The following is a 22,479-nucleotide window of genomic DNA, read 5'->3' as shown; positions in this document are numbered from 1 at the left end:
CCCGAACAGAGTAGTTAAGCCCGCCTGCGCAGATGGTACTGCAGTATTGTGGGAGAGTATGTCGTCGCCTTTCTTTTGAAAACCCCTATCCATAACGGATAGGGGTTTTTTCGCTTTACATAAATTGCATTTATTTTTAAAATGAAAGTATTTGAACCCGCCTGCGTCAGGGTGGGAGCGGCATCCTTATGAGGGAACCGCTATTTCTTTTTTAACTGAACATCACTCCGCATAGATACAACGTAAAGCCCGGCCCGAAGGGATACGCCATAATAAGCAAAAACGCTCTTTTTAGTGGTTTTGGATTTGTTTAATTTGATAATTTTCATCATCAACCTTGTGTATGAATTTAATAACTCCACTCATGTAGACTTTTTGATCATCCCATATAGCTAAATGACTTCCATGTGGACAATATAAGATAATGACCATTTTTGACTCATTTACTTTGTTCCTCATTGCTTTCGGGTCCATTGTGTCATATTTTGCTCCAATCATCAGCGTTGGAATTATAATTTCGTGTAGACGATTTTTGATATCCCAGTTGGCTCATCTTTCGCTTATCCCAAATTCACTGGGTCCCTGCATTAAGTTGTAATAGCTGTGTTTACATGTTTGCTGGCCCTGTTTAGTCCATCTGGCCATTCTTGCAGTCGGCATAAATGCTCTTTATAGAAATTAGGGGAAGAAACTCCATATATCTTGGATTACTAAAATCATTTTTTGGATTCTAATGTTCTAATTTCTTTAAGTAATTCGGGTTTCATCTGTTTTGCTAAAACTTCATCAGCATATTTCCCGTATTCCGGAGCACTTGCTATCATATTAGAAACTAATAAGCCTTTCATATTTTGCTGATATTTCAAAGCGTATTCCATCGCAAGGATTCCTCCCCAGGAATTACCGAGAACCTAAAAATTATCTTTATCTGCATTAATTGCTTTACGTACTTGTTCCACTTCATCAACAATCTGTCAATTGTCCATAAACTGCTATCTGTTGGCTGATCACTATAATAAGATCCTAATTGATCGTATTCATATAATTCGAAACCCTCCCGCTGGAAGAATGTTTCAAAACATTCCATATATTCGTGTGTCATAGCGGGTCCTCCATGTAGCAGTAATATTTTTATTTTTGGATTGTTTCCAAAACGTTTTGTCCACACTTTAAATTCTCCCACTGGTGTTAATACAGGAATCATTTTCACTCCTGCAGATTCAATCTTGTTTTGTTCGTACGTAAAATAAGTGGAAAGATTGGTATTGTTTTCTTTTTATCATGTTGTAATTAAAAGTAAAAATGCAATCGTTGAGATGTAACGCATGTGGTTATAATTTAATGGTTTTGACTAGGTTACAAATTAATTGTTGTTCGGTTAAAAATTCTAAAAGTTTCTTAAATAGATTTGAAGACGATTTTACTTGTAGTAAATTAGTTATATACTTAAAAAAAATAAATTATGAAAAGCACAATATTTTCAGCCTTTGTATTGTTGATAACAATCTCGGCCAGCGCACAGAAAAAAATCGAAGTTACAGAATTGCCAAAACCAGCGCAGGAATTTTTAAAACAACATTTTAGTGGTGTTGCTGTTGAAATTGCTAAAAAGGATGCAGAACATGGTGAAAAAGGATATGAAGTAAAATTAAAAGACGGAACAGAAGTAGAATTCTGGAAAGACGGATCTTATCGTGAAGTGGACGGCGAAGATAAAGCAATTCCAACGGCATTTATTCCAAAAGAAATTAGAGAGTATGTGGCTAAAAATTATCCAAACGAGAAAATTACTCACATAGATTACGGACATAAAGATCTCGATATTGATTTAACGAATAAAATTGATTTGGAATTTACCAAAGACGGAAAAATTTTAAAAGATAAAAATAATAACATCAATAAAAAATAGTTTCACATAAGTAAATGCCTTTAAATTTTAAAGGATTTTTTAGCTGATAAATAAATCTATATTCAAGTTTTGTTGCTATAGGCAGGATAGTTTTTATAATTATCCTGCCTTTATTTGTAATAAGAAATAAAAAAAAGTACGTCAAAATATCTTTCATTAGCAACAATTCTATATTTTTACACAACCGATTGTTTTTTTACGTAGTTTTATATTTGATTTATAAATAGATAAGATTAATGTTAAAGGTAAGATTAGATGCTTTTGCTAAGGAGATTAAATAAAGTCAAAAAATATATTTTAAATTATGAGTACTAAAAAAGCAATTGTTACCGGAGGTAATTCGGGATTAGGATTTGCAACAGCAAAAAAACTGTGTGATAATGGAATAACGACCTACATTATTGGAAGATCCAAAGATAAGACAGAGGAAGCATGCAAGGAAATAGGAGAAAATGCCATTCCTGTAATTTTTGATTTAAATAATTTGGAAGATATTCCTTCTATGATTGAAAGCATTACAAAAAACGGAACAATAGATATTTTGGTTAACAACGCTGGAATTAATATGAAAAAAGAGGTTACGGATGTAACGGACTCCGATTTCCTTTCGATTATTCATACTAATTTACTTAGTGTTTTCGCGGTAAGTCGTGAAGTTATTAAAAACATGAAAGCAAATGGAGGCGGAAGTATAGTAAATATAAGTTCAATGGCATCCCAATATGGCATTCCCAAAGTGATTGCTTATTCAGCAAGCAAAGGTGCGATTGAATCTATGACACGCGCGATGGCGACAGAATTAGCTCCGGCTGGAATTCGTGTAAATTGCATTGCTCCGGGATTTATTAAAACAAAAATGTCATCAACTGCCCTGGACAATGATCAGGAAAGAAAGAATAAGGTACTATCACGAACACCATTGGGATATTTGGGAGAACCATCTGATATTGCAGATGCAGTTTATTATTTCGCCTTAAACGAATCAAAATATACTACAGGTACTGTTTTGCCAGTTGATGGCGGCAACAGTATTGGTTTTTAAAATTAATTGTATAAATATGCAGGAAGCAGTAGGATTGCCCAGAGATGCGAAATACAATAATGAAACCTTTTGTAATGAAATTTCTGTGGAAAAAATTGAGGCGATACTAAAGGAAGAAATGACGCTTAATGAGCATAGAAATGAGGTTTTAATTATAGATAAAAGTGGAGTAGTTTTATTAGACGATCATGTTCATCCCTTTTTTGAAGCTTCATGGGTTCATAAATACAACGGAAAATATTATTTTTCTTATTCGACAAAGGATACACATTTTATTTGTTATGCGATTGGCGACAATCCAAATGGGCCTTATGTGTTTCACGGCAAAATTTTGAATCCGGTTGGTAATTGGGCTTCCAATCATTCTATTTTAGAAGTTGAGAACGAATGGTATTTGGTTTATTTTGACGAAAGTTTATCACAAGAAACAAATCTTTTGCAAAATATGAAAGTAACAAAAATTGATTATTTAGAAGATGGATCGATAATTTCGATTGATTCTTTTGGAATAAGAAGATTATTTGATTAAATAACTGATATATGATTTGTTGAAAATTTTGTTAGAAAACCGAATGTGATGGAATTGTAAAGTAATTTATTATCAGACCATTAAAAATTAACAAATTTAATGGGAAAAAGATTTTTTTTATAAGCTACAACTTTTTACTTTAGCATAACAGAACGGAACAGAACGGTATGCAAAAAGAAGAAGAAAAAGTGGTATTAAAAGTTAATCATGAGAGTGATATTCCGAAATATCAACAATTGGTTGACGGAATTACGAATGCTATTGCAGAGAATATATTGCAGAAAGGAGATTTACTGCCATCTGTTAATGCGATTTGCAAGACTTATCAGCTTTCGAGAGACACAGTTTTTAAGGCTTATTCAATTTTAAAAGAGCAGAATGTAATTGATTCTGTGCCAAATAAGGGATATTACGTAGCAGGAGAAACAAGAAAAGTGCTTTTGGTTTTAGATACTTTTAAGGCTTATAAAGAGGTTTTGTATCATTCGGTTGTGAATAATCTGGCAGATAATGTAATTATTGATGTGCAGTTTCATCATTATAATATTGATGTTTTTAAAACAATAATCAATAATGGTATCGGGAAATATTACAAATATGTTGTGATGAATTTTAACCATAAGGAAATAGCGCCGACTTTGTCATCTATTTCGAACGATAAACTGCTTTTGATTGACTGGAATATTCAGGCTTCTAAAAAGAGTAATTATGTTTTTCAGGATTTTGGCGGTGCGTTTTATGAAGCTTTGAAAGAGGCAGCTGATTTGTTTAAAAAGTATAAAAAAATTGCATTTGTATACCCTGATTTTACAAATCATCCGTGGGAGACAGTAGAATATTTTAAGAAGTTTTGCAAAGATTTTGGGTTTGAATATGAAATTCTTACGGATTCTAAAAAGTTTCAAATTGAAAAGGGGATTGCCTACATCAGTGTAAGTGACCGAATTTTAGGAGAATTTTTGGAACAATGTAAAGACAAAAATTTTGAGCCCGGAAAAGATGTTGGTTTTCTTTCGTACAACGAAACTCCAATGAAGAAATTTATATATAAAGGAATTTCGGTTATATCGACCGACTTTAAAGAAATGGGGACCAAAGCAGCAGCATTTATCACACACGACGAAGAAACGAAGTGTTATGTACCAACTAAATTAATTTTAAGAGAATCATTATAAAGTTATGTATTATATAGGATATGACATTGGAAGTTCTTCTGTAAAAGCGGCAATCGTAGAAGCAGAAACGGGTAAAAAAATAATTGTTTTGAATGAACCCCAAAATGAAATGGAAATTGTTTCGGTGCATGCTGACTGGGCCGAGCAAGATCCGGAAATGTGGTGGGAATATATTTGTAAAGCCACTAAAAGAGCCATTCGCGAAGCCAATATTGATGCTTCAAAAATTGTGGGGGTTGGTATCTCATACCAAATGCATGGATTAGTAATAGTCGATCAAGCTCGAAAAGCTTTGCGAAATTCGATTATCTGGTGCGACAGCCGTGCAGTAGAAATTGGAAATCAGGCTTATACTGAAATTGGTCAGGAAAAATGTATGGAGCATTTGCTAAATTCACCTGGAAATTTTACTGCCTCTAAATTAAAATGGGTTAAAGAAAATGAACCTGAAGTATATAAGAGGATTTATAAATATATGCTTCCCGGAGATTATATCGCTTTGAAACTCACAGGCGAAGTAACAACCACAAAAAATGGTTTGTCTGAAGGCATGCTTTGGGATTATAAAGAAAATAAAGTAGCCAACTGGCTTTTAGAATATTACGGGATCGATACTTCATTGACACCCAATATCGTCGAAAATTTCACCAATCAAGGAATTATTAATGCAGAAGGATCAGCAGCATCCGGGCTTCCGGCAGGAATTCCAATTGTTTACAGAGCAGGGGACCAGCCCAATAATGCATTGGCTTTAAATGTTTTGCATCCGGGAGAAGTGGCGGCAACAGGAGGAACTTCGGGTGTTTTTTATGCAGTAAGCGAAGCAACATCTGGAAAAAGTACGAGAGTAAATAATTTTGTTCACGTAAACTACGAATTACAAACGCCAAGAGTTGGAAAACTATTGAATATTAACGGAGCAGGAATTCAGTACAGATGGCTTCGTAATAATATGGGGAATGACTCTTACGAAACAATGAACGAGAAAGCTTCTGAGATTGAGATCGGATCTGAAGGTGTGGTCGTGATCCCGTTTGGAAATGGTGCAGAGCGTATGTTCAATAATAAAAATATCGGAACGCATTTTCTTAATTTAAATCTCAACATTCATAACAGCGCTCATTTATTCAGGGCTTCTCTGGAAGGAATTGCTTTTTCGTTTGTGTACGGAATGGAATGTTTAAAAGAGGATAATGCAGTTATTAATGTCATAAGAGCCGGAAACGACAATCTTTTCCGTTCTGAAATTTTCTCGAATACAGTTGCAACCTTAATTGGCCACGAAATCGAGATTTACAATACAACCGGCGCTGTTGGGGCGGCGAGAGCAGTGGGATTAAAAGACGGAGATTATGATAAGTTTAGTTCAGGAATTACAACTAACGATCACGTAATGACTTTTTTACCGCTTAAAAACAAAGAAGAATACGAGAAAGCATACCAAAAATGGAAAAAAGAACTGGAATTAATATTAACTAATAAATAAAAGACAAATGATAACTTTAGGAAATAAAGAATACTACAAAGGTATCGGACAAATTAAATTTGAAGGGAAGGAATCAGATAATCCGTTAGCGTTTAAATATTACAATCCGGATCAAATTGTTGCCGGAAAAACTATGCGTGAACATTTTAGATTTGCGATCGCTTACTGGCATACTTTCTGCGGACAAGGAAGCGACCCATTCGGACCCGGAACTCAAAGTTTTGCATGGGACCAATCGTCAGATCCGTTACAGGCGGCAAAAGATAAAGCGGATGCAGCTTTTGAGTTTATAAGCAAAATGGGATTTGATTATTTCTGTTTTCACGATTATGATTTGATTGCTGAAGGACCAACTTTCGCGGAATCAGAAAAACGTTTGGCTGCTATAACAGAATACCTTAAGCAGAAGAAAGCAGAGTCCGGAATTAAATTACTTTGGGGAACTTCAAACTGTTTCTCAAATCCGAGATTTATGAACGGAGCCGCTACAAATCCTGATTTTAATGTTGTTGCCCGCGCAGGTGGACAGGTTAAATTGGCTCTGGATGCGACTATTGCTTTAGACGGTGAAAACTACGTTTTCTGGGGAGGAAGAGAAGGTTATATGTCTCTTTTAAATACAGATATGGGAAGAGAGTTAGACCACATGGCACAATTTCTTACGATGTCAAGAGATTATGCAAGAGCACAAGGTTTTAAAGGAACTTTCTTTATAGAGCCAAAACCTATGGAACCATCAAAACACCAATACGATTTTGACTCGGCAACTGCTATCGGTTTCTTAAAAGAATACGGCTTAGATAAAGATTTCAAAATCAATATCGAGGTGAACCACGCGACTTTGGCACAACATACTTTTCAACACGAATTAGAAGTTGCGGCAAAAGCTGGAATGTTAGGAAGTATTGATGCTAACAGAGGAGATTACCAAAATGGCTGGGATACAGACCAGTTTCCAAACAACATCCAGGAAACTACCGAAGCGATGCTGGTTTTCTTGAAAGCTGGTGGATTACAGGGCGGAGGAGTAAACTTTGATGCTAAAATAAGAAGAAATTCTACAGATTTGGAAGATGTTTTCTTAGCACATATTGGCGGAGCAGATACCTTTGCAAGAGCTTTACTGACTGCAGATAAAATCATTACTTCTTCTCCTTACGAAAAATTAAGATCAGAAAGATACAGTTCTTTTGATTCCGGAAAAGGAAAAGATTTTGAAAACGGAAAGTTAGACCTTAAAGATCTTTACAATATCGCTCATGAAAATGGAGAGTTAAATCTTCAAAGCGGTAAACAGGAATTGTTTGAAAATATTATCAATCAATATATTTAATCGGTAAGATGTTTAGAATCCAAAGGTTATATAATATTTGGGTTTCTCTATCATATATTGATTAAAAAAAATATAAATCCCTTTCGGTAACTTGAAAGGGATTTTTTTTTGAGCCATTTAAGCTATAAATTTTTTCTTTTTTCCGAATAGTAAGAAAAGAATATTTTTTACTTTTTCGTCAAGCGAAGAACGTAAAATAGAAAAGGCTTTTGTAATCTGAGCTTCAACCGTTTTTATGGAAACATCTAGATGTTCTGCGATCTCGATATTAGTTAAACCTTCCTTTTTACTCAAAATAAAAACTTGTTTGCATTTTGGAGGCAGGTTCTGAATTTCTTTGTTGACAACATTTAGTACCCTTTGAAAAGATTCAGAATCATCTTCGTTAACAATTCCGTTCAAAGCTTCGTAATAGGATTTTTCTAGAGAAAACAGAGATTGGTTTTTTCGGTACAAGTCGATAAACTCGTTATAAACCAATTTATATAAAAAGCTTTTTAAGGCATGATCTGTTTTTAATCTCGTACGCTGTTCCCAGATCCTGATAAAAACATTCTGGACAATATCTTCTGCGCTGTAAACATTCTTAACGAGACTATTTGCATAGACACAAAGTTTATGATGATACGTTTCTATCAGATAGGCATAAGCAGACTCATCTCCACTTCGAAGAGCTTCAATTAATACATCATTGTTATGGAAATCATCAAACTTCATAAAAACAAATATATAAATTATACTTTGTAAGGTTGGAATTGGTCCACGTAATTCGATAAAATTTGCTCTTTTTTAGACTTTCTATTTGAAAATTAGTACAAATAAAACCGGCTAAAATGGAGACCTGGATAATTTTGTCATATTAATTCTATGAACTTAATAGTGTTTTAATGAAAGAAAAGACTTGTGAAAAATAAAAAAATCATCAAAATGAAAAAAACTTTATCAAATTGTTAGGGTTTTGTTTTTTTGCTTCGTAATAATATTAAAAACGACTAAAATGACAATAAAAACGTCAGAGCGATTAATTGTTAAATTTATTACAAATCAAGCTTCTCAGGAAGAAATTGAGCAGCTGACTGAATGGCTTAAACACGAAGAAAATCAGGTGGTGTTTAAAGATTTTATAAAAGTCAATTACGCGATAGATACCTCACTGAATACTTTTGATTCTACCGAGGTCAGAAAACAAATTTCAGAAAGAATTCAGAAAGAAAATAATGTTTTTTATAAAAGAAGATTTTCCTCTTATTATAAATATGCGGCAATTATAATTCTCGCTTTAGGCGGATTTTATTTTTATAACAATTCACATTCTTTAAGCGATAAACCAAATATTATCGTACCAAGAGTGGATGAGATTGTTTTACAATTTGGTAATGGTTCCTCTGAAAACATTGACACATCTGAAAATAAAAATGTTACTGATAAGAATGGAAATGTAATCGGAAAACAGGAAAAAAACAGATTGGTTTACACTAAAGCGCTTGCAGAGGGAGATTTGGTTTACAATACGCTTAAAATTCCGTACGGTAAAAAGTTTGAAGTGCAATTGTCAGACGGAACTATTGTGCATTTGAACTCGGGCACGTCTTTAAAATATCCGGTTCAGTTTTTACGAAATAAAAGCAGAGAGGTTTATTTAACCGGTGAAGCCTATTTTGAAGTGAGTAAAGACAAGGCGCATCCGTTTACGGTTAAAACACCGGAAGTTAATGTAGAAGTTTTAGGAACAAAATTCAATCTTGATTCTTATAGCGACAATGTGCAAACTGATGTTGTATTGGTTGAAGGAAAAGTTTCGCTGTATAAAAATCAAAAAACAAAGCAAAACCAGACGTATCTGAAACCAGGTTATAAAGGTTCAAATGAGAAAGGCCAAACTCAATTTCAAACCGAACAGGTTAATACAGATTACTACACGGCATGGGTTAAGGGCGGTCTAGTTTTTAAAAATGCTTCTTTTGATGCGATCATCAAGAGGCTGGAACGTCAGTACAATGTAACTTTTATAAATAAAAACAAAACTCTGGGAAAAGAAATTTTTAATGCCCGTTTTGATAACGAGCCAATTGAGGTGGTTCTGAAATATTTCAGCGACAGTTACGCAATTGATTACAATATTGATAAGGATAAAATTACGATTAAATAAGTTTTAGTCGTTAGTTCTTGAAACTTATAAAGAAAAGACTAAGCACCAGTATCTTAAAATATAAAATAAACAAACGCCTATGTAAAAAGAATCCAAAAGCAAAGGATCGTTATTATAAAAAACCGGAAAGTGCGCCAACACTTTCCGGATAATAAAAATGCGGTCAGTTAATTAACCAACCAACATTAAAAAACATTTTAAAAGTATGAAAAAACTCTTGAACAGAATCAGGTTTGATAAGCCTTTTTTGAAATTTGATTTGAAAATGAAATTGACCACATTATTTTTGCTAACTGCCTTAACAGTAATGCACGCCGGAACCACTTATTCTCAAAAGTCTAAAATTTCTTTTAATGTCAATAATATGACCGTTGCCAAAGCAATTGAACGACTTGAATACACTACAGATTACCGTTTTGTTTACAATGTAAAATCTGTTGATCTTAACAGAATAATCGATGTAAATGCAAATGATGCTTCTATTGAATTGATTTTGAGTAAAATTTTTAATAATACCACTACAGATTTTAAGGTATCTGGAAATCATATTATTTTAATGTCCAAAAAAGCATCCTCTGATAAAACTGAAGTGCAAAAACCAGTTGCAGATTTTATTGTAAAGGGAAGGGTGACAGATGCCAACGGAATCCCTTTAGTAGGAGCGGCCATTTCTGATAATGGCTCTGGAAGAGGTGTAAATACAGATTTTAATGGTGACTATCAAATAATTGCTGTAAGCAGCGAAACTACTTTGGCTTTTGCTTATTTAGGATATGTCAGACAGGAAATAAAAGTGGAAGGAAGAAGTGTCATCAACGTTGTATTAAAAGAAGATGTTCTGGAATTAGAAGGACTAACTTTAACGACCGGATATCAAACCATAAATGCTGAACATGTAACAGGAGCTTTTTCAAATTTAAAAGCCAGAGAATTTAAAGAGCAGCGTTTAAGCAGTTTGGATAAAATCTTAGAAGGACGAATCGTGGGATATCAGGATGGACAAATTCGCGGAACTACCTCTATGAACGGTGTTACAGCGCCTTTATATGTAATTGACGGTTTTCCGGTTGAAAACACAAAATTATCTCCTTATGCTTCTATAGAAGAAAATCTTCCAAGCCTGAATTTAGAAGATATAGAGACAATTACCGTTTTAAAAGATGCTGCAGCTTCTTCTATTTATGGGGCCCGTGCTGCGAACGGAGTCGTAGTAATTACTACTAAAAAAGCAAAAGCAGGAAAGACAACCATTTCTTTTTCAAGTAATTTAACCGTTACTCCATACCGAAATTATACAGATAACTTAACAAGTTCTGCCGATATTGTGGATCTTGAAAGAGGATGGGCGGCAGGAAATCCTAATTTACAAGGAGCAAATGCCGGTACGTATGCGAAGTCTTTATTAAATAATGCAGTTTTTACAAGTTTAGGAATGCAGGCAATCTTAAAAGGTTTTGCTGGCGTTACTTCGCAGGCAGCGGCAAATAGTACGTTAGATATGCTTGGCTCTCAAGGATATCGATATTTTGATGATATTGCTAAATATGCAAAACGCGATCAGTATTTTATGCAGCACAACCTTAGTTTAGGAAAAGCTACTGAAAATAATGCGTTTAATGCTTCTTTAACTTATAAGGATAATCAACTTGAAGATAAGTTTTCTGAAAATGAAACAGTTGGTATTAATTTAAAAAATTCAACCCAGATTAACAGCTGGCTCTCTTTAGACTTAGGAACTTATGTAAATTTCGGAAAAGGAAATACGCAAAGTTATTTCGCTTCCAATCCAAATTTTACTACTGGACCCGGATTTAAATATCAGCCTTATAACCAATTAGTTAATAACGACGGAAGTAATTTTGTTTCTACTGCTGCTTCCCGATACAATAGTTTTACGCTTAATTCTATGCAGACTTACGGTCTTTATAATATGGATATAACACCTATGGACGAGTTTGGAAGAAATTTAATAGAAAATAAAAATTTCCTGAACAGAACATATGCTAAATTCAATGTCAAATTCAGTAAAGCGTTTACTTATAATGCAATGTTTCAATACGAATTTGGTTCAGATCGTGGCAGTCAGTTATTTGACAAAAACTCGTATTATGTCAGAAGTAAGGTAAACGGCCTGGTGACCATTGCAAATAACAAGGCAGTTTACAATCTGCCGTATGGAGATATTATCGCAGAAACCAATCAGTTTTCGAATGCTTACAACTTCCGTCAACAATTAAATTTCAATCAGATTTTTAATCAGAAACATGATTTTTCTGCTATTGCCGGTATGGAAATCCGCCATGCGAGACAAGAGTATAATACCAATACACGCTATGGTTACGATGCACAAACTTTGGGCTTTGCACCAATAAATCAGGCAAATTTACTGCAAGTCTACGGAACCGTTTTTAATGGATATATGTCACAAAGCGATTTCTCATTTGAAAAAGAATTGCAAAACCGTTACGTATCAGTTTACGGAACCGGGGGTTATACGTACAATAGAAAATACACTGTTTCCGGAAGTGTACGTTGGGATCGTTCTAATCTTTGGGGTACAGACAGTAAATATCAAAACAAACCAATCTGGTCTGCCGGAGCTGGATGGAATATTGATAAAGAATCATTTTTTGCTGTTAACTGGATAGACGCATTAAAACTTCGCGGATCTTATGGTATTGGAGGAAATATTGCTAAAGATTCTGCACCCTATTTAACAGCTTATTACAACTCAAATTCTAATGTTGGCGGCAATCAGGGAACCGTAAACTCGAGGCCAAATCCAGAGTTGTCTTGGGAAAAAACCACTACTACCAATATTGGTTTGGATTTTTCATTCTTTAAAAGCAGATTTAGCGGAACCTTAGATTTCTACAATAAGAAAGGAGAAGATTTGTTAGCGAGCAGTCAGGGAATTCCAACAGAAGGATGGGGATATTCTACTTACAGAATAAATAACGGTGTAATGACCAATAAAGGAATTGAAGTTAGTTTAAGCGGAACTATCGTAAAAACACCTTCTTTCTTCTGGGATGCATCTGTTTTGTATGCATATAATAAAAACAGAGTAGACTATGTCAATGTTAAAGCACCGGTTTATTACTTACAACTGGACCAGGCAAAGTCTTTTCCGAGAGTGGGTACCAACTTTAATTCAATTTATGGTTATAAATGGGCAGGATTAAGCAGTACCGGAATCCCTCAGGTTTATGATGCTTCAGGAACTGCCGTAAAATACAATCCCGGCCAATTGGATGCGATTAAGGATTATGGATCAACAGTTCCCACGCACAGCGGATCTTTTCATACTTCTGCTAATTATAAAAACTTCTCACTTTCGGCACTTTTTATTTACGAATTAGGGCATAAAGTCAGAAATTCATTTTTACCGATGCTGACTAATAATTACAATGGTGCTGCGGGAGGTTACGTTACAGATATTACTGTTGTAAACAATCATATTGCAGACCGATGGATGCAGCCTGGGGATGAAGCTTTCACAAATGTCCCAAGAGCGGTTTACGAATATGATCCGGAATTCAATTCAGATTCCCGCACTATATATTCGTATGCAGATATTAATATTTTGGATGCATCAAATGTGAGGTTAAGCAATATTTCATTGGCGTATGAAATGCCAGATGCAATTATAAAAAAAGTAAAATTGGATGGCATACGATTTAATCTGAATGCAGAAAACGTATATACTTTTGCAAAAAGCAGAGATGCCAAGTATATGCTGGGCGGCTTTATTTCTCCAAGTTTTGTGTTAGGTGTAAATGTTAATTTCTAATAATAAAGAAGAAGACAATGAAAAATATATATACAAAAATAGCATGTTTATTGATTCTGGGAATAACATTTGCTTCCTGCGATGATTATTTAAGCGATGTTCCCAAAGGATCAAAAGCGCCAACCACACTGGCAGATTACGAAGCTTTTTTACGCGACGAATATACCAATCAGCGCGTGAATGTGACAGGAGCTTCACAATTACTAAACGATCAGTATGTCACTCTTGCTACTTTGTCAAGTGACAGATTGATTAATGCCAATTATATGTGGGATGAAAATGCCGATCGTATCGCATTGAAAGTCTCAGATGAAACTACCTATTACGCAAGTTATCAGGGAATCTCAACTTTCAATTTAATTATTGAAGATGTATTAAATACCAATCAGGCAACCGAAAGTGAGAAAAGAGCAGTTTGGGCAGAAGCAAAGATATTACGGGCCATGAATTATTTTAATCTGGTTAATTTTTATGCCGATACGTATGTCGCATCCACCGCTGCTACAAAATTATCAGTTCCGTTGATTACGAGTGCCAATATTAATGCACCGAGTAAGCAGGTAACGATTCAGGAAATGTATGATTTTATTTTGAAAGATGTTAGTGAAGCCTTACCCTATCTCCTAAAGGTATCACAAACCCCTTTACACCCCAATTTAGGTGCGGGTTATGCATTTTACTCGCGGGTTTATCTACAAATGAATAATTATACAGAAGCACTTAAATATGCAGATTTGGCATTAGCAGAAAACAATAAATTATTCGACTGGATTGGCTATTATAATTCGAATAAAGCCATTATTGATGTACCAAATTCGTATACAGCCACAACTTCTCCAATGGGTTATAATTATGTAGAAAACTACACGTACCGCCATGGTGCTAACTCTAATTTGGCCACAGAAAATAGTATTCCGACAGAACGTGCACAATTATTTGAAGCAGGAGATGCCCGTTTTATTTCTCGTTGGAAAATCTATACTGTTGGTGCAGAAACCTATTATAGAAGGACTTTATCTGGTATGTTTAATTTTGGAGGCATTACCACGGTAGAAGTTTATTTAATTAAAGCAGAATGTCTGGCTCGTGCGGGGCAAATTAGCGAGGCATTAAATGTTTTAAATACCGTTCGCAAAACCCGTATTCTTCCGGCTTCTTATCAGGACATTGCAACAGCTGATAAAACTATGGCACTGAATGCTATTGTTAGAACTAAAAGAAACGAACTTATCAATACTATTGTTCCGTTTGCAGATGCGCGCCGTCTCAATGCGGAAGGTGTTTACAAAGTTAGTTTTACAAAAACAGCAAACGGAACGACTTATACACTGGCATCAGATTCTCATTTATGGACAATGCCTTTCCCGCAGGGAGCAACCCAGAATCCGGGAAATGGAACAATCACGCAAAATGTAGCTAAATAAAAACTAAAGCTTCCTGATTAGGAAATTTTTTCCAGAAAAGGAAGCTTTATATAAAACACCACCATGAAAAATCTCAAAAGAACGATTTATGCGGTTATTGCCTGCGTTTTAATAACCGCCAACACAACTGCGCAAAATAAAAAAATACCGAGTACAGGATATAGTATAGAAGGGGAAATTACCGGACTAGAAGAAGGTATAAAGGTAAAATTAGTGCCTTCTGCAACACATTCTTCGGAAGCTGCGGTAGCCGAAACAACAGTAAAAGACGGAAAATTTAGTTTTAACGGAAGACTGAATGAACCACGATTATTTTTTGTCGCATTTGGAGAAAACAAGGGATTTATTCCGGTTTTGGTTGAAAACTCAAAAATAAAAATAACAGCAGCTGCCGAAAAACCAACTCAAACCGGCAGTATCTTTTTTAAAAATGAAGTTATTACAGGTTCAAAATCACATGATTATTATGTTAAGCAAACGGCTTTTAAAGGGGAGTTAAATAAAGATTATGAAGCTTATCATATTGGAATAAAAGATTTAAGCGACATTATTGGAAAAGCCAGAAAAGAAAACAACAAAAAACTGATGGATTCTGTTTCCAGTCTTGCACAATGGAAAAAATTTGAAACAGATGAAAAAGCTTTTTTCACGAAAGTGGAAAAACTGACAACAGATGTTATAACGAGACATAAAACAAACTGGTGGGGACCTTTTTTCATGATGACACAGTTTTCATACTTAACGCCACAGCAAAAACCTTTATACGACCAACTATCCGAAGCAGCAAAGAAAAGTTATTACGGACAATTGGTGGACAAAGAAATTAATCCAAAATCTCTCGTAGGTACGAGTGTAGCCAATTTTCAATTAAATGATAAGGATGGAAATGCTAAAAGTGTCAAAGATCTTGTTTCGGGAAAAAAATACATTCTTATCGATTTCTGGGCTTCGTGGTGCGCGCCATGCCGTAAAGAAATTCCAAATCTTAAAACTGCATATGCATCCTATTCAGCAAAAGGATTTGAAGTATTAAGTATTTCTATCGATCAGGATCAAAAAGCATGGCTAAAAGCTTTAGCGCAGGAAAATATGCAATGGCCAAATCTGTACGACGATGATAAAGTGAGTAAAGCATTCAATGTAAAAACAATTCCTGCAACTTATCTTATTGACAGCAAAGGGGTTATTGTTTCTGATAATTTACGCGGAGAAGCATTAGAAGCAAAACTAAAAGAATTATTAAAGTCCTAGTTTGTCTCAATTTCAGTCTGGAAAGGCAACGTGGTGAAAATTTAAACTTTGAAAAAAAACATCGCAAAAAAAATATATATGAAAAATACAATTTTAAAATGTGGTTTAGTGACGTTAGCACTTGCCGCGACAATAACTTCTTGCTCTAAGAAAGCTGAAGGATACACTATTAATGGAAAAATTGACGGACTAAAAGAGGGAATGGTTTATCTGGAAACCTTTGGCGATAGTACAAAAGTGGTGGATTCTGCCAAAGTTACAGATGGTAAATTTATATTTACGGGATCTGTTGCAGAACCAATGCTGCATAACATCAAGTTGAAAGGTGCAGAATACGGAAAGACTTTTGTTTTGGAAAACGGAGAGATATCCTTTAAGGCACTAAAAGATTCCATTTTTAAAGGCCAGATCTCAGGTGCTAAAGAAGACTCGATTTACCAGTCTTTTTATAAAAACGAATTTGCTAAAATTCAGAAAGTGGCATTTCCGCTATATCAATTATCCGATTCATTGTATAAAGTGGATGCTGCAGATAAGACAATTCCGAAAGGAAAACTATCAGAAGGACACCGCATTTTTATGGATAAAAAATGGGAAAATCTTCAGGCAGTAGCAGACAAAGCGACAGCAGGATTTATCGAAAAAAACAAAGGAAGCATTGGAGCAGTTTTAGTTTTAGATGACAGACTGATTAAATATCCAAATCCAAAACTGGCGAAGAAAATGTATGAAACTTTATCGCCCGAAGTAAAACAATCTTTTTACGGAAAGCAGGTAAAAGCTTCAGTGGATCTTTTTGAAAAAACTGCCGTTGGAGCCGTGGCACCAGAATTTTCTCAGACAGATGCTAATGGTAAATTAGTTAAACTATCAGATTACAAAGGCAAATATGTTTTGGTTGATTTTTGGGCAAGCTGGTGCGGACCATGTCGTAAAGAAAACCCGAATGTTGTTGCTGCTTATAAAGCCTATCACGATAAAGGTTTTGAAGTTTTGGGCATTTCGCTTGACGATAAAAAAGAACCATGGTTGAAAGCAATTGAAAAAGATGGTTTAACCTGGACACACGTTTCGGACTTAAAAGGCTGGAAAAATGCTGCAGCTAAAACTTACGGGGTGACAGTGGTTCCGACCAATTACTTAATTGGTCCTGACGGAAAAATTGTAGCATCGAATCTTCGTGAAGAAGCACTACAGACGAAGTTAAAAGAAATTTTTAGTAAATCGTAAATTACTATTTTACACATATTGCTTAAAGTATTAATTTGAACTGATAAAACAGATTTAAGATCATAAGATCTGTTTTATCAGCCTTCAAAAAAACTCTTCGGTTTTTGGTATTATGTGTTTTGGAAATTTACATTTAGTATATCTCAATCAGACAAAAAATGAAAAAAACTATCTTTCTGGGCTTTTGCTCATTGGCATTCTGTACGCTTATTTCGGCGCAGAATAATTCGGTTAACTTTAAAAAAATAAAGGAGTTAGGCGGAATAGAAGAGTATTTGTACCAACCAAACGGAATGAATATTTTGCTTTTACAAGACAATGCATCGCCTGTTGCAACTGTACAAATTGTATATCGTGTAGGTTCTAAACATGAAGTTTTGGGAAACACCGGATCAACGCATCTTTTAGAGCATTTAATGTTTAAAGGAACTCCAACTTTCAATAAAAAAAATGGAAATACCATTACCGATGTTTTACAAAATACCGGTGCACAATTGAATGCCACTACATGGAACGACAGAACCAATTATTTTGAAACGCTGCCGAGTGATAAAATTGAGTTGGCGATCCGGATTGAAGCCGACAGAATGCGTAACTCGCTTTTAACTAAAGAAGACAAGGAGGCAGAAATGACGGTTGTGCGTAACGAATTTGAGCGTGGCGAAAACAACCCTAATAGTTTATTGGACAAAGAAATATGGGCTTCGGCTTATATTGCGCATCCGTACCATCATTCTACAATTGGATGGAAATCGGATATTGAAAACGCACCAATTGAGGTTTTACAAAATTTCTACAATACCTATTACTGGCCAGATAATGCTACTTTAACCATTATCGGCGATTTTAAAAAAGAAAACATTTTTGCTCTGGTTGAAAAGTATTTTGGTAAAATTACCAAAGCGCCAAAAGCAATGCCCCAGCCATATACAGAAGAGCCACGACAATATGGTGCGCGAAAAATAGTGGTTAAAAAGCCTGGAGAACTTGGCGTAGTTAACAAAGCCTACAAGATTCCTGGTGCTTTGCACAAAGATCTTCCGGCGTTAAACATTTTGGGCGAAATTATAGGCTCCGGACCATCGGCGATCTTAAACAAAACAATTGTTGACAGCCGTTTGGGAATATATGCCTACGCCAATGCCACAAACTTTAAAGAAGTTGGACTTTTTACAATAGGCGTTGGGTTTCCCACAAATTCAAAGCATGAAGATATCGATGCAAAGATTAGCGAAGTGGTAGCGAAAATTCAGAAAGAAGGCGTAACGCAGGATGAGGTAAATCGTGTTGTGGCAAAAATTAGCGCTCAGACTATTTTAGCCCGCGACGGATCTGGTGTCATTGCGTCCGAATTGAATGAAGCAATAGCAGCAGGCGACTGGACAGATTATATTACAGGTGTGGACCGATTAAAAAAAGTTACACCGGCAGATGTTCTTCGCGTAGCCCAAAAATATTTACTGGAAGATCAAAGTACTACAGGATATTTTATTCCGAAACAAGCTGGTTCTCAGAATTTGGCAACAACTCAGGCAAATAATTATATTCCGGACAATGAGCCTTTTTATTACAGGCATCCGGAGAATGAACATTCGCATGACGGAAAACAATCAGAACATTTGGTTTCAAATAGTGATATTTCAGAAGAACTAATTTCAGCAGAAAATGTAACCGGGAAATCTGCTTCCGCTTTCAAAAGAGAAAAAGTTGCAGGAATTGATGTTGTTTCAGTAAAAACCTCTGCCAAAGATTTCGTGACTGTTGCAGCAAGTATTTCGTTGGGTAATTATGCGAGCGAAACTAAAAATGAAATGATTCCCGCATTAACCGCTTCCATGTTATCCAAAGGAACGACATTAAATGACAAATTTAAATTCTCAGAAAAACTTCAAAAACTGGGAGTGAATTTAAATATAAACGCTTCTGCATTTAAAATTAATATAGGATTTAAATGTCTGAAAAAGGACTTAGATCAGGTAATTGTCTTACTGGCAGAAGAATTAAGAAGTCCTTTGTTTGATGCGAAAGAGTTTGAAAATTTGAAACAGCAATTTATTGGAAATACCCAGCAGAATTTAAATGATCCGGGAGCAAGAGGAAGTATTGCTTTATCGCAGGCAATTTATCCCAAAACGAACCCAAATTACAGCTTAAGTGTTGAAGAGGATATCAATAATATTAGAAATGCAACCTTAGATGAGGTAAAAGCTTTTCATAAAAAATATTTCGGAACAGCTTCTATGCGTTTGGTTATTGTGGGAGATACAGATGGTGCGAATCTGAACAATTCATTAAAAAAATCTTTTAAAAACTGGAATGGCGGGGTTTCTGAAAAATTAAAATTTGAAGAAGCTTCTAAAACACCTTCAAAAACAGAAGTGGTCAGCATTGCAGAAAAACCAAGTGCAGAATTGTATATCGGACAGTTTACAGGTTTAAAAAGAGCCGATGCCGATTATATTCCGTTTTACATTGGAAATTACACTTTAGGTGCAGGATTCGCAGGACGCCTAATGCAGACCGTACGTGATAATGATGGGTTAACCTATAGTATTTCATCTGGTTTAGGCGGAAATATTGAAACCGGAGGGTATTGGTTTGTAAATGCCTCTTTTAATCCTTCGTTGTTTCAAAAAGGTCTTGATGCCACTATGGTTCAGGTAGATAAATGGGTGAAAGAAGGTATAACGGCTTCAGAATTAGAAAACAAGAAAACCAACCTGATAGGAAGTTTTAAAGTGGGAATGTCGACCACAAATGGTATGGCGAGAACAATTTTAAATTTTATTGAAAGAGGTTTAGAACCGGATTACATTGAGCAATATCCAAAAGATATCGAGAAAGCAACGTTACAGCAAGTAAATGACGCAATTAAGAAATACATTCAGTTGGATAAAATGATCATCATTAAAGCGGGTTCTTTGGATAAAGAAGGAAATCCTTTAAAATAGTTTTTGGCCATAGATGACAGGATTTTTTGAATTCGTAAGTCAAAAGCCATAAAGTTTAAAATCGAAAATCCAATATTAAATTTTTAATAGTAGTCTTTCAATATTTCATTTTAGAATCTGAATTAGTAAGCCATTTTCTGTGAAAGACTAAAAGAGCTGTTTTGCCGACAGCTCTTTTTTTTAAACCTTAAAAAAATGAAGAAAACAATTATAGTACTATTTCTCTTGTACAGCAGCTTTTTGTCTGCACAAATGTACAATCCGGTAAAATGGAAAACGTCTGTTGAAAAGCTTTCAGACAAAGAATATCTTTTAAAAGTGCAGGCAGAAATTCAATCCGGCTGGCATTTGTACGGACAATATATTGAAGAAGGCGGGCCATCTAAAACTGCTTTTACTTTTAAAAATCCCAACAAAGATTTCGAATTAACAGGAAAGACAACCGAAGAAAAAGGACACGAAGTTCAGGATAAAATTTTCGATATGAAGATTAAGTATTTTGAAGGAAAAGCACTTTTTACACAGAAAATTAAATTTACTTCGAAGGTTAGTTCAAAAATAGAAGCTGAGGTAGAATTTATGGTTTGCGATGACAGCAATTGTCTGCCGCCAACGACAGAAGAATTGACTTTTAAGATTCCGGAAGAGAAGAATTTGGCTTCCGCCGAAGGATTGGCGGTTGTAAAAGATTCTGCTGTTTCTGCAGGAAAGACAATCGATAAAACAGATGTAGCATTTTCTAAAACAAAAATAGATAAGCCTAAGAAAAATGAATCACGTGGTTTGATTAGTATTTTTATTTTAGCATTTTTATCTGGATTTGCTGCTTTGCTGACACCGTGCGTTTTTCCAATGATTCCGATGACGGTCAGTTATTTCACCAAGCAAAGTAAAACCAAAGCTGCAGGAATCAGAAATGCTATGATCTACGGTTTTTCGATCGTAATTATTTACGTTTTATTAGGCTCGATTGTGACAGCCGTTTTTGGTGCCGATTCTTTAAATGCACTTTCAACAAACGTTTGGTTCAACTTGATTTTCTTTATCTTACTGGTAGTTTTTGCTTGTTCATTTTTAGGCGCTTTCGAAATCATGCTGCCCAGTTCGCTGGCCAATAAAGTCGATTCTCAGGCAGACAGAGGCGGACTAATCGGAATTTTCTTCATGGCTTTGGCTTTGGCCATTGTCTCATTTTCGTGTACGGGTCCCATTGTGGGAACGTTATTGGTTGAAGCAGCTTCAAAAGGCGGAATCGCACCAATTATTGGAATGTTAGGATTTTCGATTGCAATTGCATTACCGTTTTCTTTATTTGCAGCTTTCCCGGGCTGGTTGAATGCTTTGCCAAAATCGGGCGGATGGCTGAACACTGTAAAAGTAGTTTTAGGCTTTCTGGAATTGGCTTTGGCTTTCAAATTTTTATCAAATGCCGATTTGGTTTTGCAATTGCATTGGTTAGAAAGGGAAGTTTTCTTGGCGATTTGGATTGCCGTTTTCGGAATGTTGGCTTTTTATTTATTTGGAAAAATTACGCTTCCGCATGATTCTCCGCTAAATCATATTTCTGTTGGAAGATTAGGTTTCGGATTAATTGCTTTAAGTTTTACGATTTACCTTATTCCGGGACTATGGGGAGCGCCGCTAAAATTAATCTCCGGATTTCCTCCTCCTTTACATTATAGCGAATCACCAAACGGATTGGGAGTTTCCGGAAATTCTGAATTAAAAATAACAGGTTCGCTGCCGGAAGGGGCAGAGCATGGTCCACAAAATATTATCACTTTTCACGATTATAATAAAGGAATGGCTTTCGCAAAAAAAGAAGGTAAACCTGTTTTATTAGATTTTACAGGATATGCCTGCGTAAACTGTCGAAAAATGGAAGAACTGGTTTGGTCGGACCCGAAAGTTCTGGGAATTCTGAATAATGATGTAGTTTTGATTTCACTATATGTGGACGACAAGAAAGAATTACCGGAAAGTGAACAATATACTTCTGCAACTACCGGAAAAAAAATAAAAACAATTGGAAATAAGTGGAGTGATCTGCAGATTAAAACTTATAAGGCAAATGCGCAGCCTTTTTACGTTATTATAGATCATAAAAGCGAAAACCTGACACAACCGTCGGCATATAATCCCGATATTGAGGAATATTATGCCTGGCTGCAATCGGGAATTAAAAATTTTAAGAAGTAAATGTTTTT

General features: G+C 35.3%; 16 protein-coding genes and 1 rRNA gene. 14 read left to right on the top strand and 3 right to left on the bottom strand.

Annotated elements, in window-relative coordinates; translation table 11 throughout:
- Positions 1 to 73 (top strand): 5S ribosomal RNA (gene rrf, locus ABEB31_RS21715); the annotation flags it as partial.
- A 643-nt stretch (positions 74 to 716) separates the two neighbouring features.
- On the opposite strand, the gene ABEB31_RS19560 is transcribed toward rrf, so the two are convergent.
- The gene (locus tag ABEB31_RS19560; RefSeq protein ID WP_347053344.1) at positions 717 to 848 is read right to left on the bottom strand and encodes a hypothetical protein; all 132 of its coding nucleotides are present in this window, start codon (positions 846 to 848) and stop codon (positions 717 to 719) included.
- Positions 849 to 862: 14 nt separating this feature from the next.
- Positions 863 to 1,204 carry an alpha/beta hydrolase family protein gene (locus ABEB31_RS19555; RefSeq protein ID WP_347053343.1) on the bottom strand — a complete coding sequence of 114 codons (342 nt, stop codon included), beginning with the start codon at positions 1,202 to 1,204 and terminating at the stop codon, positions 863 to 865.
- 258 nt (positions 1,205 to 1,462) lie between these two features.
- Between ABEB31_RS19555 and ABEB31_RS19550 the strand changes: the two genes are divergently transcribed.
- The 6 genes from ABEB31_RS19550 to xylA all read left to right on the top strand — a co-directional run bounded on the left by ABEB31_RS19550 (position 1,463) and on the right by xylA (position 7,474).
- Complete coding sequence (locus ABEB31_RS19550) at positions 1,463 to 1,909, top strand: PepSY-like domain-containing protein (RefSeq protein WP_347053342.1); 447 nt, start codon at positions 1,463 to 1,465, stop codon at positions 1,907 to 1,909.
- Positions 1,910 to 2,213: 304 nt separating this feature from the next.
- Positions 2,214 to 2,951: an SDR family NAD(P)-dependent oxidoreductase gene (locus ABEB31_RS19545; protein ID WP_347053341.1), complete on the top strand. Its 738-nt coding sequence runs from the start codon at positions 2,214 to 2,216 to the stop codon at positions 2,949 to 2,951.
- A 16-nt stretch (positions 2,952 to 2,967) separates the two neighbouring features.
- Complete coding sequence (locus ABEB31_RS19540; protein WP_347053340.1) at positions 2,968 to 3,480, top strand: glycoside hydrolase family protein; 513 nt, start codon at positions 2,968 to 2,970, stop codon at positions 3,478 to 3,480.
- Positions 3,481 to 3,647: 167 nt separating this feature from the next.
- A complete protein-coding gene (locus ABEB31_RS19535) occupies positions 3,648 to 4,655 on the top strand; it encodes a GntR family transcriptional regulator (protein ID WP_347053339.1) in 1,008 nt (335 codons plus the stop codon).
- 4 nt (positions 4,656 to 4,659) lie between these two features.
- Positions 4,660 to 6,141 (top strand): xylulokinase, encoded by a 1,482-nt coding sequence (locus tag ABEB31_RS19530; protein ID WP_347053338.1) that lies wholly within the window; start codon positions 4,660 to 4,662, stop codon positions 6,139 to 6,141.
- A 7-nt stretch (positions 6,142 to 6,148) separates the two neighbouring features.
- Positions 6,149 to 7,474 (top strand): xylose isomerase, encoded by a 1,326-nt coding sequence (gene xylA, locus ABEB31_RS19525; protein WP_347053337.1) that lies wholly within the window; start codon positions 6,149 to 6,151, stop codon positions 7,472 to 7,474.
- 117 nt (positions 7,475 to 7,591) lie between these two features.
- On the opposite strand, the gene ABEB31_RS19520 is transcribed toward xylA, so the two are convergent.
- Entirely contained in the window at positions 7,592 to 8,191 is a 600-nt protein-coding gene (locus tag ABEB31_RS19520) for an RNA polymerase sigma factor (RefSeq protein ID WP_347053336.1), read from the bottom strand.
- Positions 8,192 to 8,471: 280 nt separating this feature from the next.
- Here ABEB31_RS19520 and ABEB31_RS19515 point away from each other — a divergent pair, with 280 nt between their 5' ends.
- From ABEB31_RS19515 to ABEB31_RS19485, 7 genes are all read left to right on the top strand, one after another.
- Positions 8,472 to 9,623 carry a FecR family protein gene (locus tag ABEB31_RS19515; protein WP_347053335.1) on the top strand — a complete coding sequence of 384 codons (1,152 nt, stop codon included), beginning with the start codon at positions 8,472 to 8,474 and terminating at the stop codon, positions 9,621 to 9,623.
- A 205-nt stretch (positions 9,624 to 9,828) separates the two neighbouring features.
- A complete protein-coding gene (locus tag ABEB31_RS19510) occupies positions 9,829 to 13,416 on the top strand; it encodes a SusC/RagA family TonB-linked outer membrane protein (protein ID WP_347053334.1) in 3,588 nt (1,195 codons plus the stop codon).
- A 17-nt stretch (positions 13,417 to 13,433) separates the two neighbouring features.
- The gene (locus tag ABEB31_RS19505) at positions 13,434 to 14,840 is read left to right on the top strand and encodes a RagB/SusD family nutrient uptake outer membrane protein (protein WP_347053333.1); all 1,407 of its coding nucleotides are present in this window, start codon (positions 13,434 to 13,436) and stop codon (positions 14,838 to 14,840) included.
- 63 nt (positions 14,841 to 14,903) lie between these two features.
- Entirely contained in the window at positions 14,904 to 16,091 is a 1,188-nt protein-coding gene (locus ABEB31_RS19500) for a redoxin domain-containing protein (protein ID WP_347053332.1), read from the top strand.
- A gap of 78 nt (positions 16,092 to 16,169) precedes the next feature.
- The gene (locus ABEB31_RS19495) at positions 16,170 to 17,321 is read left to right on the top strand and encodes a redoxin domain-containing protein (RefSeq protein ID WP_347053331.1); all 1,152 of its coding nucleotides are present in this window, start codon (positions 16,170 to 16,172) and stop codon (positions 17,319 to 17,321) included.
- Between the two features lie 158 nt (positions 17,322 to 17,479).
- Positions 17,480 to 20,272: a M16 family metallopeptidase gene (locus tag ABEB31_RS19490; RefSeq protein ID WP_347053330.1), complete on the top strand. Its 2,793-nt coding sequence runs from the start codon at positions 17,480 to 17,482 to the stop codon at positions 20,270 to 20,272.
- A gap of 195 nt (positions 20,273 to 20,467) precedes the next feature.
- Positions 20,468 to 22,471: a protein-disulfide reductase DsbD family protein gene (locus ABEB31_RS19485; protein WP_347053329.1), complete on the top strand. Its 2,004-nt coding sequence runs from the start codon at positions 20,468 to 20,470 to the stop codon at positions 22,469 to 22,471.
- Positions 22,472 to 22,479: the final 8 nt, after the last annotated feature.

Source organism: Flavobacterium olei (assembly GCF_039749035.1).
Lineage (GTDB): Bacteria > Bacteroidota > Bacteroidia > Flavobacteriales > Flavobacteriaceae > Flavobacterium > Flavobacterium olei.
The sequence above is the reverse complement of the archived record's forward strand: the minus strand, read 5'-3'. Positions and strand labels throughout refer to the sequence as shown.